Here is a 13114-nt window from a genome sequence, read left to right as displayed (position 1 = left end):
GTCGGGCGCTTGCGGTTGCAAAGTTGCCGGAAATTAGGTATGCCTTCCTCCGACTTTAACTCTAGTAGGGAGGATTGCATGACATCTCGACGCTTGCTCACAGCGCCTCCTTTCGTGTTCAAACGCTAGTTTGAGCCATTGCGGAGGCCATCGGGCCCCGCCTGTTTCCAAGACGCTTTCCCAGTTTCGATTTTGAACGTCGCCGTGCAGCCTCTGCTGCCGTTTTGCGCCGTTTTCCAGTTTCAGGAGAGGTGCGCCCGACGCACCTTGTTCACGCTATGACGCGCAAAAAAATGAGCGGGGATTCGACCCGCGACGTGCTCACATTCATGTTCCGGCATTGGCGCGGCTATCCGGGATATGTCGCTCTCATCGTGCTCGCGATGATGGCTTCGACCTTGGCCGATGTCTTCATGCCGCTCTTCGCAGGACAACTCGTCGACGCCATTACGAAGGGTGCTTCGGATCGCGATGCCGCGCTCCACACAGCGCTCTTCGCCTTTGTCGGGATGACGGGGCTTGGCCTTGGGTTGGTGGTGCTTCGGCACATCGCGTTCTTCGGCATCGTCGAACTCACTCTGCGCGTCATGGCCGAGGTTGCCCATGATGCATTCGCGCGCGTTCAACGATTCTCCACCGACTGGCATGCGAACAGCTTTGCCGGTTCGACCGTGCGCAAGATCACGCGCGGCATGTGGGCGCTCGATCTTCTGCACGACACGATCCTTCTGGCGTTGTTGCCCTCTCTCGTCGTCCTCGGCGGCTCGATGGTCTTGCTCGGCCTGCACTGGCCGGTGATGGGGCTCGTGGTGGCTTTGGGGAGCCTCGGCTATATCACCATGACCGCGCTGGTTTCGACATTCTATGTCGCACCCGCCGCGCGTCTCGCCAATGCGTGGGACACCAAGGTCGGCGGAACGCTTGCAGATGCCATGGGCTGCAACGCGGTGGTGAAGGCCTTCGGTGCGGAGACGCGGGAGGACGAGCGCCTCGCGCATGTGCTGAACAAGTGGCAAGGCCGCACGCGGCGTCTCTGGCGGCGCGGCACCAATAGCGGCACGCTTCAGCTTGTCGCGCTCGTCATAATCCGCGCCGCAATCATCGGCACGGCATTGTGGCTCTGGTGGAACGGCGAGGCGACACCGGGCGATCTCACCTACGTGCTGACGACCTATTTCGTCATTCACGGTTATCTGCGCGACGTGGGCATGCATATCAACAATCTGCGCCGTTCGGTGAACGACATGGAGGAGTTGGTCTCAATTCACCGCGAGCCGGTCGGCGTTGCGGATCGTTCCGGCGCGAAATCCATCCGGATCGAGGAAGGACTGATCGCGTTCGACCGCGTAAAGTTCCACTATGCTGGTCACGCGCTGCCGCTATACGAGGATCTGTCCCTCACGATCCGCGCGGGCGAGCGGGTGGGGCTCGTCGGGCCGTCTGGCTCGGGCAAGACGACGCTCGTCAAGCTCATCCAGCGCCTCTACGACGTGAACGCTGGACGCATCTTGATCGACGGGCAGAACATCGCCGAGGCGCGGCAATCGTCGCTGCGGGCGCAGATCGCTATCGTGCAGCAGGAGCCGGTTCTCTTTCACCGCACGCTTGCGGAGAACATCGCCTATGCGCGTCCCGGCGCGTCGATGGCGGAGATCCAGCGCGCTGCCGAACTCGCCAATGCGCATGACTTCATCATGCGCCTACCGAAGGGCTACGCGACCCTGGTGGGTGAGCGCGGCGTGAAGCTCTCGGGTGGCGAGCGGCAGCGCGTGGCGATTGCTCGCGCGTTCCTGGCGGATGCGCCGGTGCTCATTCTCGACGAGGCCACGTCGGCGCTCGATTCAGAGTCCGAGACTCTGATTCAGGAGGCGATGGAGCGCCTGATGGAAGGGCGCACCTCCATCGTCATCGCACACCGGCTCTCGACCGTGCGTGCTCTTGACCGCATCCTGGTGTTCGATACCGGGCGCATCGTGGAGGAGGGGACCCATGCGAGTCTCTATCGCAAGGGTGGCCTCTATCGGCGGCTTTGCGATCACCAGGGCCTCGAATTCGCGCGAGCGAACGAGACCGTGACGGTCGGCGAGTAATCGTCACGGCAGGCACTGGATGGGAACGAGCGAAGGCTTGATGCTTGCGACGAGATCGGCGGCGCGTTTTTGCGTCGCCGGGTCCGCTCTCAAACCTGTCAGCTTCGGCGCAGCGTCGGCGAACTTTGCGGGTAGTGTGAGCGGGTATCGCGCAGCGGGCAGGATGCCGGCGATCTTCCGCCCATCGCCGGAAACCGTGCCGACCAATCCGACGAGGCCACCTGTTGCATCGAGAACAGGTGCGCCGCTCGCGCCCGGTTGAAGCGGCGCGTTGATCGATGCTTCGTCGAGAGCGCTTGCGGGCGCCGCATTCAGAGAAACCTGGCCGCCATCGGTGGTGAAAGCGACGACGAGAAGGGAGGCGCCTTCCATTGTGGGGCTGGCAAGAACGTTTGCGGGTGTGGCCTTGATATCTTCCGCGAAGGTCAACACCCATGGGCCTTTACCGGAAACTTGTTGCGGCTTGAGGCCTGCCGCTTGCAGGCTCTTGCAAGTGTCCACGGCGGCGGAAGTCAGCACCTGCCGCGAGCCGATGGCGATGCCGGTTCCGATGAGACCGCTATTGTTCGTCGCAATGCTCTTCTGCGGCGATGTCGTGGCCGGAGACATGACGGGGGCGGCGGTTGTGATGGGAGAGGTCGGGAACGGCGTGAACGAATTCGCGATGGCGACGACAAGGCGGTCTATTTGCGGCGCTAGAGATTTGTCGTACCCGATTGAAAAGGCGCGAATGCCGGAGGGTCCACTGGCGTAGCGCGTGTAGAACTTGCCGGTGGGCGTTTCTCCCGCGATCACGTAAAAATCCGGCCTGATGACTTTGTAGGTCACGACACGGCCCGGTGTCTGAATGGCAACGTTGCGGTCGTAAAGCGATTGCAGTGTCGTGTCCGGTGGCGCAACACGGGTATCGAGTGTGATCTTCCCGTCAGTACTTTGCCAGCGGCTCCCGCCGTTCGGGTTCGCGTCCTGCTTCGGCAGAAGCTGCGAGGGCACGCCGATCCTCACGCCGCTTTTCGGGTCGTCGAGCACCGAAAAACCTGCCGCCGCGCGGGCCTGCTGCGCGACCGATTGCAGCGCGGCACGGGCTGCCAGGTTCAAGGTGCCGTTCGACGGCAGCTTGGCGCTTTGCTGATAGGCTGTAATGGCGTCGAAAGTTCCCCGTCCGAATGTTCCATCCGCGGTGCCGCTGTAGTCTCCCGTCCAGATCAAGGCCTCCTGAATGGCCTTTCGGTCGGGCTCAGGCAGTGCCTCGAACGCAGCGCGGGCCCCATCCAGCGCCGCCGCGTTTAAGGATGGCGGGGCCGCATTGGGAGAGGTTTGAGCCCTGGTCTGAACAGGTGCGCCAGCAACGAAAGCAGCTGAAAAAATCGTAAGCGACAAAGGAATCGCGCGCTTGCTGAAGTCGTTCATGAGACCCTCCCGGTCTTTCGCAGTTTCCCAAACTCCGCGCCGCGATGCTAGGATTTTTCGGCTGGAGGACTTTTCATCCTTTTTCTGGCACAACCGAAGCCCGCTGCGGCGGATCCCCTATCCGCTTTGACACCGAGGCAGGCCCGTGACACATCACGGCTCTGTTGCCCTCAATCTTTGGTCTGCATCTGCGATGAGAGCGCTGCGCCTTCCCCGCCTGCAAATTCTTGTCCGCCAGCGCGAGGCCGCTTTCGTCGTGCTCGCGGCTCTGGTCGGCGTGTTGTCGGGCCTCGCGGTCAGCGCCATGGGCTTTCTCACGCAGTTGCTACATAGCCTGCTCTACGACGTGGCGCTGACGGACCGCCTGAGCGCTATCGAGGCGATCACGTCGGAACAGGCTCTCATTCCTGCTGTCGGAGGCCTTTTTGTCGGGCTGAGCGCATGGCTCATCGCACGCTTTCGCACGAGCCATCTGGTCGACCCGATCGAGGCGAACGCGCTCCATGGCGGGCGTCTCTCGCTGAGCGACAGCGTCATCGTCGCCGGGCAGACGATTCTCTCGAATGGCTTCGGGGCTTCCGTCGGCATGGAAGCCGGCTACACGCAGATGGGCTCAGGCCTGGCTTCCCGTCTGGCGCGGCTTCTCAATCTGCGACGCGCCGATGTGCGCGTGCTCGTCGGCTGCGGCGCAGCGGGAGCAATTTCCTCGGCCTTCAACGCACCGCTGACGGGTGCTTTCTATGGCTTCGAGTTGATCATCGGCGTCTATTCTATCGCGACCGTCGCCCCGGTCATGGCCTCTGCGCTTGCCGCGATGCTCGTCACGCGGCTTCTCGGCACCGTGCCGAACATGATCGAAGTGCCGCCGTTCCCCAATCTGTCGGCAGCCGATTACTTTCCGTTTCTGATCCTCGGCTTGGTTGCGGGCATTGTGTCGGTCGGCATCATGCGCCTCGTCACGTTCGTCGAAAAAGGTTTCGTTGCGACGCGGTGCCCGTCTGTCCTTCGCCCGGTCCTCGGTGGCCTCGGCGTGGGCGGCATCGCGCTTGTCATGCCGCAGGTTCTCTCCGCAGGGCACGGTGCGCTGCATGTGGAACTCGAAGGCGGCTCGACAATCTGGGCCTTGGCATTGCTGTTTGGCGCAAAGGTTGCTGCGGCGGCGTTGTCCCTCGGGTCCGGGTTTCGAGGCGGACTCTTCTTTGCTTCCCTGTTCCTGGGCGTACTGCTCGGTAAAATCTTCTCCATCATGGCCAATCCGGTCATGCCGCTTGCAGTCGACCCGACCGTCTCTGCGGTCGTGGGCATGGCGTCACTCGCCGTTGGCATTGTCGGCGGGCCGCTGAGCGTCACGTTCCTCGCTCTTGAGACGACGGGCGACCTCACGATCACCGGCATCGTCCTCACCGCCTCGATCATGGCCGCCATCGTCGTGCGCCAAACCTTCGGCTATTCCTTCTCCACGTGGCGTCTGCATGTGCGCGGGGAAACCATTCGCAGTGCACAGGATGTGGGGTGGCTGCGGACATTGACGGTGGGGCGCATGATGCGCGGCGATGTGAAGTCCGTGCCGGTTTCTCTCTCCCTCGCCGAGTTCCGCAAACGCTTTCCCCTTGGTTCATCCCAGCGGGTTGTGGCGGTCGATGAATCCGAGCGTTATGCCGGTATCGTTCTCGTGCCCGAAGCCTATGCGCCTGAAGCCGATACCAAGGCGAACATCGTCTCGATCCTGCGCCACAAGGACGACATGCTGCTTCCGGCCATGAACGTGAAGCACGCCGCGAGTATCTTCGACCAATCGCAGAGCGAAGAATTGGCCGTGGTCGACAACCGTCTCAACCGCAAGGTCGTCGGCCTTCTGACGGAGAGCCACCTTTTGCGCCGCTATAGCGAGGAACTGGACAAGGCCCATCGTGGCGCGTTGGGCGAGGAGCCTGCCGACGAGGCCGCGATCCGATAGGGATTGGGACATTGCCCGACGCGAACAAAGACTGCCCCTTCATGACGATCCAGCCTCAGACAGGCCTCCGCCGCGGAAAAATAACAGCGTCTGCATATCATTGAGACACATCGTCTTGGTCCCAGGGCGGCGGAGTGATAAGCCATAAGGCTATCGCCGTTGCAGCCTGGAGTGAGACTGATGATCCATCATTCGATGCGTGTGGTCCTGTTTGCTGTCGGGCTTCTTACGGCGACTTGGGCGGGGCAGGCACAGGCACAAAAGAGCTTTGTGCGTGAGGATCTCGCAGGCCAGGTTATCCGCCTGGAGCAATCTTTCAAGACGGATAACGCCCGGGCCATCAGCGGCAAGAGCGCTGTTCAGCTCTACTCCGACGGTTCCAATCTCATGACCCGTGGCAAGCCGCGTGAGGCGGCTTCCGCCTACATGGCGGCCATCGGCGCGGATCCGACCAATTGGGCAACCTGGGCGGCCTTCGTCAAGGCGGCGCTGGCGATCGAGCCTAAGGACTGGAGCGAGCGCTACAAGCTTCGAGAAATGATGACCACCGGTGCCTATGCCGCCTATCAACGGGCGGCTAATCCGGCCAATGAGGCGGCGGCCTTGGCGCTTCTCGGACAGGTTTATGCTGCTCAGGAGTCCTGGCGTCCTTCTCTCAGTGCGTATGCCGCGAGTTTGAAGCTTAAGGACGATGCCGGCGTGCGCGATACTTATGAAGCGCTGCGCGCGGAGCACGGCTTCCGCATCACCGGTTTCAAAGTGGATTCGGATGCTGCCACGCCGCGAGTGTGCTTCCAGTTTTCCGATCCCCTCGCGACCGGCAAGGTTGATTTCGCGCCCTATGTCACGGTTTCGGCGAATTCCGGAACCGCTGTCTCGGCCGAGGGCCAGCAGTTGTGCGTCGATGGGCTCAAGCACAGCGAGCGCTATTCCATTGTTCTGCGTCAGGGCCTCCCGTCGGCAGTGGAAGAGACTTTACTCAAGGCCGCGGATTACGAAATCTACGTGCGGGATCGCTCACCGCAGGCGCGCTTTACTGGTCGCAACTATGTGCTGCCCAGCACGGGGCAGGAGGGCATTCCGGTCGTCTCCGTGAACACGGTGAAAGTGAATGTTGAGGTTTATCGTATCGGCGACCGCAGCCTTCTGCCGACGATCCGCTCCGATGAATTTCTATCGCAACTCTCGCGTTACTCGGCCCGCCAGATCGCGACCGAGAAAGGCTTCAAGATCTGGAACGGAACGCTCGACACCGCGTCCGACCTGAACCGCGATGTGATCACCGCTTTCCCTGTCATGGAGGCGGCCGGAAAACTCGAACCCGGAGTCTACGTCATGACCGCGCGGCCCTACAGCGGGCCGCCAGTCGATGCCGGCGACGACGAAGCCGATTACGACAATGTCGCCACGCAATGGTTCGTCGTATCGGACCTCGGCCTCACCGCGTTTACCGGTCGCGGCGGTGTTCAGGTTTTCGTGCGCTCGCTTGCCAGCGCGGATCCGGTTGCCGATGTGGAGATCCGCCTTGTGGCGCGCAACAACGAGGTGCTTGCGACGAAGAAAACTGACAAGAGCGGCGCCGCTATCTTTGATCCCGGCCTCGCACGAGGGGAGGGCGGCTCGGCGCCCGGCCTTGTGGTCGCGACGAGTAATGCGGATTACGGCTTCCTCGATTTGAGCTCCGCCGCCTTCGATCTCACCGACCGCGGCGTCAAGGGTCGCGAGATGACGAGCGCGGTGGATGCCTACCTCTACACCGAACGCGGAGTCTACCGAACCGGTGAGACCGTGGCGCTGACCGCGTTGCTGCGCGACGCGAAGGGCGTTGCCGTCCCGGGCGTGCCGCTCACCCTGGTGTTCCGTCGCCCCGATGGTGTCGAATATCGCCGGGCGCTGGTCGAAGATCAGGGGCTTGGCGGGCGCGCTTTCTCGCTGCCGATCCTGCCCGGTTCTATGCGCGGCACATGGCGGATTTCCGCTTATACCGATCCCAAGGGCGCCGCGGTCGGCGAGGCGAGCTTTCTTGTCGAGGATTATGTGCCCGAGCGGTTGGAGGTGAATCTCACCCCGAAGGTCGAGGCGCTGCGGGCCGGGCAACCTGCGCCCATCGATCTTTCCGCGCGCTATCTCTATGGAGCACCGGGCTCCGGCCTCGATGTGACCGGCGAAGTCGCTGTCGTGGAATCTGCCAATAGCGGCATTAAGGGGCTCGACGGTTTCGCCATCGGTCTCGACGACGAGTCCATCGAAGCATCATCCGTCGAGATCGAGGGGGCCACGACGACGGACGCGCAAGGGCGCGCAAGCCTGCAGATCCCCATTCAGGATGTTGCCGCGCCGCGCCCAACGGCGGCGCGCATCACGTTGCGCGTCTCTGAGGCAGGTGGCCGTGCGGTCGAGCGCAGCGTCACATTGCCGATCCTGCCGAAGGGCGCAGTTGTCGGTGTTCGCAAAGCCTTCGGCGGAGATCTCGCCGAAGGCGCGAACGCTACTTTCGACGTGGTGATCGCTGACCCCGACGGCAAGCGGCTCGCGAAAAGCGGGGTGACGTGGAACCTCGTCAAGATCGAACAGCGCTATCAATGGTACAATTCAGGCGGGCGCTGGAGCTACGAGCCGATCAAGAGTACCCGGCGCGTGGCCAACGGCACGCTCAACGTGAAGGCCGATGCCGCATCTCGCATTTCCGCGCCCGTGGAATGGGGCAGCTACCGGCTCGATGTGAATGCGCCGGGCTTGAGCGATACGGCGCAGACGAGCGTATCCTTCACGGTCGGCTGGTCGGGCCTTGCCACGGCGACACGGCCCGATCTTCTCGACATGACGCTCGACAAGGCGAGTTATCGTGCGGGTGATACCATGCGGGTGCGGCTCAATCCGCGCTTCGCAGGAAAGGCGACGTTAGCTGTCGTAAGCGACAGGGTTCATGACATCCGTGTCGTCGATGTGGCTGTAGCCGGAACCGAAGTGAGTGTACCGGTTCGTGCCGAATGGGGACCGGGTGCCTATCTCGTCGCGCTGGCGCATCGCCCGCTCGATCAAGCGGCAAAGCGCATGCCGGGCCGCTCGCTCGGCACCGCATGGTTCGAGATCGACCACGATGCGCGCTCGCTCGAAGTCGATCTGAATGCTCCGGAAAAAATCAGGCCGCGCGGCACGTTGAAACTGCCCGTGAAGGTCACAGGATTGCAGGCTGGTGAAGAAGCGCGCATTACAGTGGCGGCAGTCGATGTCGGCATTCTCAATCTGACCCGTTATGAGGCGCCGAACCCGATGAACTACTTCTTCGGGCAAAAGCAGCTCTCGTCCGAGATCCGCGATCTCTATGCCTATCTCATCGACGGCATGCAGGGTACGCGCGGGGCAATCCGCTCCGGGGGCGATATGGAGCCGAAACCTCTTGATGGCATTCCGCCGACGCAGGAGCCGCTCGCGCGTTACTCTGGCGTCGTAAAGGTCGAAGCCGACGGGAGCGCCAATATCGAGTTCGAGATTCCGGCCTTCAACGGCACCGCGCGCGTGATGGCGGTGGCGTGGACGAAGGATCGGGTCGGCAATGCTTCTGCGGACGTGATCATCCGCGATCCGGTGGTGTTGACGGGAACGCTGCCGCGCTTCCTCTCCGTCGGCGATCGTTCGCGGTTCTTCGTTCAACTCGACAATGTGGAAGGGCCTGCTGGAAATTACACAGTCGATCTCGACATTCGCGGCCCCATCCTCGTTGCGGCCGACGCCCTGCGCTCCACCATCAAGCTCGATCAGAAGGCGAAAGGCAGCATCGCCATTCCCGTGACGGCGGGTGGCGCGGGTCTCGCTCAGGTCGAGGCGATTTTGCGCGGGCCTGATATGGAGGTGGCGCAAAGTTTCAGGGTCGCCATTCAACCGGGCACGGGTGCGCTTGTGCGCCGCACGGTTCGCCCACTCGATCCAGGCGCAAGCCTGTCACTGTCGAGCGATCTCGTCAGCGACATTCTGGGCGGCACGGGTGCGGTTTCCATCTCCATTTCGCCACTCGCCGGTCTCGACGTTCCGGGCCTGTTGCAATCGCTCGACCGCTATCCTTATGGCTGCACGGAACAAACCGTGAGCCGCGCTTTGCCGCTGCTCTATGTCAATCGATTGGCGGAAGAGGAAAACCTCTCCCTCGACGATAAGGCCGATGACCGGGTGCGTGGCGCAATCGAGCGCATTCTGGCGCGCCAGTCTTCCAACGGCTCGTTCGGGCTTTGGTCTGTCGGTGGGGACGATCTCTGGCTCGATGCTTATACGACCGACTTCCTCACCCGTGCTCGTGAAAAGGGCTTCGTCGTGCCGCCGGTCGCGTTCAACATCGCTCTCGATCGGTTACGTAACTTCATCGCGAATACGACACAGATCGAGGACAATGCGGACAGCCTCGCCTATGCGGCCTATGTACTCGCGCGCAACGGGCGGCCGGTGATGGGCGATTTGCGTTATCTCGCCGACACGAAGATCGGCGAGTTCAAATCGCCGTTGGCACGTGGCCAGATTGCAGCCGCTTTGGCGTTGCTCGGTGACAGAGGTCGTGCGCAGAAGGCTTTCGCCTCCGCCGTCGAGCGCCTGGCGAGCGAACGCGATACCGGAAACTTCCGCGCCGATTACGGATCGCGCTTGCGCGATGGCGCAGGGCTTCTCACGCTTGCTTTCGAGACGGACAATGTGCCTGCCGTTCTTCAACCGGTCGCGCACGTCATCGATGCGGAGCGTGGAACGCGTCGCACGAGTACGCAGGAAGAAGCATGGATGGTTCTCGCCGCGCAGGCCGTGGCGAAACAGGCCGATGGAATGGCGTTGACGGTGGACGGCACGGCGCATAGGGGCGCACTCTATCGTTCCTACCGCGATGCTGCTCTTGGGCGAGCACCGGTGACGATCGCCAATACCGGGCAAGCTCCGGTGCAGGCTGTTGTCACCGTTACCGGTAATGCCATTGAGCCCGAGCCTGCTCTGTCCCGCGGCTATTCCGTAGAGAGAAATTATTACAAGCTCGACGGCACGCAGGTTCCACCGTCCTCCGCGAAGCAGAACGACCGCATGGTGGTTGTTTTGAAGATTACGGAAACCGAAGCGCGACAGGCGCGCGTTCTTCTCGTGGATCGTCTTCCGGCCGGTTTCGAAATCGACAATCCGAGACTTGTGGACAGCGACAGTGTCGCGGCTCTCTCCTGGCTGAAGCGCGATGTAGAACCTGCACATACCGAATATCGTGACGACCGTTTCGTTGTCGCTTTCGACCGCGAGCCAAGCCAACCGGCTTTCTTCACCGTGGCCTACATGGTGCGCGCCGTCTCGCCGGGGCGCTACGTGCATCCGCCGGCGCAAGTCGAGGACATGTATCGGCCTGAGCGCTACGGCCGCACCGCTTACGGTGAGGTCGAGGTGACGGCGGCAAGGCCGTGACGACTGAGCGCGACAGAAGCGTGAGACGCCGCAAGCACCGCCGCATTCTCGCGGCGGTTCTGGCTTGCGCCGTTCTCGCTCCCACCGTTGCATTGTGGCGCTTCGTCGATGGGCTCGGACCTCTTGATCTCAGCGTTGCCGAGAGTCGCTCCACGGTTGTTCTTGATCGTACGGGAAAACTGCTTCGTCCCTTCGTCACAAGTGAGGGACGCTGGCGTCTGCCCATTGAGACAGGCGACATAGATCCGCGCTACCTTGCCATGCTCAAGGCCTATGAGGATGCGCGCTTCGATCACCATTACGGCATCGACCCGCTGGCCTTGTTACGCGCTGCGAAGCAGCTTGTCGTAAACCGTCAGGTTGTCTCCGGCGGTTCGACACTGACCATGCAGGTTGCGCGCCTGCTCGAACCGCGCGAAGAGCGAACGCTCTCGGCAAAGCTTCGGCAAGCGGTGCGTGCGGTGCAGTTGGAGCGCCGCTTTTCGAAAGACGAGATCCTGCGTCTTTATCTCACGCTTGCTCCCTACGGCGGCAATCTGGAAGGCGCGCGGGCGGCCAGTCTTTCCTATTTCGGTCGCGAGCCGAAGCGTTTGACTTTTGCCGAGGCGGCTCTCCTCGTCGCCTTGCCGCAATCGCCCGAGACGCGACGACCGGACCGTTCGATGGAGGCTGCACGCAAAGCCCGTGACCGAGTTCTCGATCGCGCCCAGGCACGTGGCGTGATCACTGTCGTCGAAGCGGAAGCGGCAAAAGCGGATCGCGTGCCGGCAGCGCGCCACGCCTTTCCGATGCTCGCCGCCCACGCTGCCGAGCAGGCCGAGGCGCAGCGCCCCACACAAACCATTCAGCCTCTCACGATCGATGGGCGGTTGCAGACGAGCCTCGAAAGTCTCGCGCGGGAGCGGGCGGAGCGGGTCGGCCCCAAAATCTCGGTGGCCATTCTCGTCATCGACAATGCCACCGGTGAAGTGCGCGCGCATGTGGGCAGTCCCGATCCGATGAACCGCGAGCGTGCGGGCGCCATCGATATGGCGCAGGCGTTGCGTTCGCCAGGATCTGCGCTGAAACCCTTCATTTATGCGCTTGCTTTCGAAAACGGCCTCGCCCATCCCGAAACGCTCGTGGATGACAGGCCCTCGCGCTATGGCGCGTACCAACCGGAGAATTTCGATCTCGCGTTTCAGGGTACCGTCACAGCCCGCAAGGCGCTGCAACTGTCGCTCAATCTGCCGGCGGTCGAACTTCTGAACGGCATCGGCCCCGCGCGCCTTCTCGCGCGGCTGCGCGAAACCGAGACGACAATTGTTATGCCGAAGGACGCTGCACCGGGTCTCGCCATCGGTCTGGGTGGTCTCGGCATTTCGCTCACCGATGTCACGCGGCTCTATGCGGGTCTTGCGCGGGGAGGAGCCATGCCTTCTCTCATTCGGCGGGTCGGCGAAAATACGCCCGACGCGCCCGAGCGTCGGATCGCCGATCCGGTTGCCGCCTGGTATGTCTTCGACATCCTGCGCGGCGCCCCGCCGCCGGAGAACGCTCTTGCCGGGCGCATCGCCTTCAAGACCGGCACGTCCTACGGCTACCGGGATGCCTGGGCCATCGGCTACGACAAGCATTTCACAATCGGCGTCTGGGTCGGTCGCCCCGATGGCAGCGCGGTGCCGGGTCTTGTCGGGCGGCTCGTGGCGGCGCCGATCCTCTTCGATGCCTACGGGCGCCTTGGCGTGGAACCGGAGCCCCTGGCGGTCCCGCCTTTCGCGCTGCAGGCCTCGACGGCCGCTCTCCCGCCGCCGCTCCGGCACGTCCGTCAGGACGTTCCGAAAACCATCGCATCGACGATACAAGCTCCTCTCAAGATCGCCTTTCCTCTGGACGGCTCGCGTGTGGATCTCGGCCTTGGGCGCTCCTCCGACGAGAAGGCCGATCTTCAACTGAAGGCCTCCGGAGGCGTGCCGCCGCTCACCTGGATGGTCGATGGTGCCCCAGTCGTCACCACCAGCCTCCGCCGGGAGGCCGCCTGGCAACCCGAGGGGGCTGGCTTCCTGAGGCTGTCGGTCATCGACGCCCGAGGCGCGACCGACAGTGTCGTCGTAAGGGTCGAATAGACCTGATCGGGCCGAACCCGATCTGCAAGAGTGTGCCGTTGGCGCTGGTATCTGCGCCAGGTCGTCGGGATAGTATTCGGTCGCAACGAAAGCTATGCATGTGCATATCGGGTCGGGAAAGGGATTTGAAA

At 62.7% G+C, this 13114-nt stretch carries 5 protein-coding genes; 4 read left to right on the top strand and 1 reads right to left on the bottom strand.

Features of this window, described 5'->3' with window-relative positions:
* The first annotated feature begins 278 nt into the window (after nt 1-278).
* Entirely contained in the window at nt 279-2090 is a 1812-nt protein-coding gene (locus tag AB4072_RS03615) for an ABC transporter ATP-binding protein (RefSeq protein ID WP_441965530.1), read from the top strand.
* Nucleotides 2091-2093: 3 nt separating this feature from the next.
* Here AB4072_RS03615 and AB4072_RS03610 read toward each other — a convergent pair whose 3' ends face one another.
* Nucleotides 2094-3500: a peptidoglycan-binding protein gene (locus AB4072_RS03610; protein WP_441965529.1), complete on the bottom strand. Its 1407-nt coding sequence runs from the start codon at nt 3498-3500 to the stop codon at nt 2094-2096.
* Nucleotides 3501-3693: 193 nt separating this feature from the next.
* Between AB4072_RS03610 and AB4072_RS03605 the strand changes: the two genes are divergently transcribed.
* From AB4072_RS03605 to pbpC, 3 genes are all read left to right on the top strand, one after another.
* The gene (locus tag AB4072_RS03605) at nt 3694-5457 is read left to right on the top strand and encodes a chloride channel protein (protein ID WP_441965528.1); all 1764 of its coding nucleotides are present in this window, start codon (nt 3694-3696) and stop codon (nt 5455-5457) included.
* A gap of 195 nt (nt 5458-5652) precedes the next feature.
* Entirely contained in the window at nt 5653-10878 is a 5226-nt protein-coding gene (locus tag AB4072_RS03600; RefSeq protein ID WP_441965729.1) for an alpha-2-macroglobulin family protein, read from the top strand.
* Nucleotides 10875-12983, top strand: a complete 2109-nt coding sequence (gene pbpC, locus AB4072_RS03595; RefSeq protein WP_441965527.1) for a penicillin-binding protein 1C — start codon at nt 10875-10877, stop codon at nt 12981-12983. The genes AB4072_RS03600 and pbpC overlap by 4 nt, the downstream gene beginning before the upstream one ends.
* The last annotated feature ends 131 nt before the right edge of the window (nt 12984-13114 follow it).

Source organism: Microvirga sp. 2MCAF38, assembly GCF_052115485.1.
Classification (GTDB): domain Bacteria; phylum Pseudomonadota; class Alphaproteobacteria; order Rhizobiales; family Beijerinckiaceae; genus Microvirga.
Note: the sequence above shows the minus strand (reverse complement) of the source record. Positions and strands in the feature narration are given on the sequence as shown.

Coding starts and splice junctions, on each gene's coding strand:
- AB4072_RS03605 (WP_441965528.1), top strand. CDS start 3,694: ATGAGAGCGCTGCGCCTTCCCCGCCTGCAAATTCTTGTCCGCCAGCGC.
- AB4072_RS03610 (WP_441965529.1), bottom strand. CDS start 3,500: ATGAACGACTTCAGCAAGCGCGCGATTCCTTTGTCGCTTACGATTTTT.
- AB4072_RS03600 (WP_441965729.1), top strand. CDS start 5,653: ATGCGTGTGGTCCTGTTTGCTGTCGGGCTTCTTACGGCGACTTGGGCG.
- AB4072_RS03615 (WP_441965530.1), top strand. CDS start 279: ATGACGCGCAAAAAAATGAGCGGGGATTCGACCCGCGACGTGCTCACA.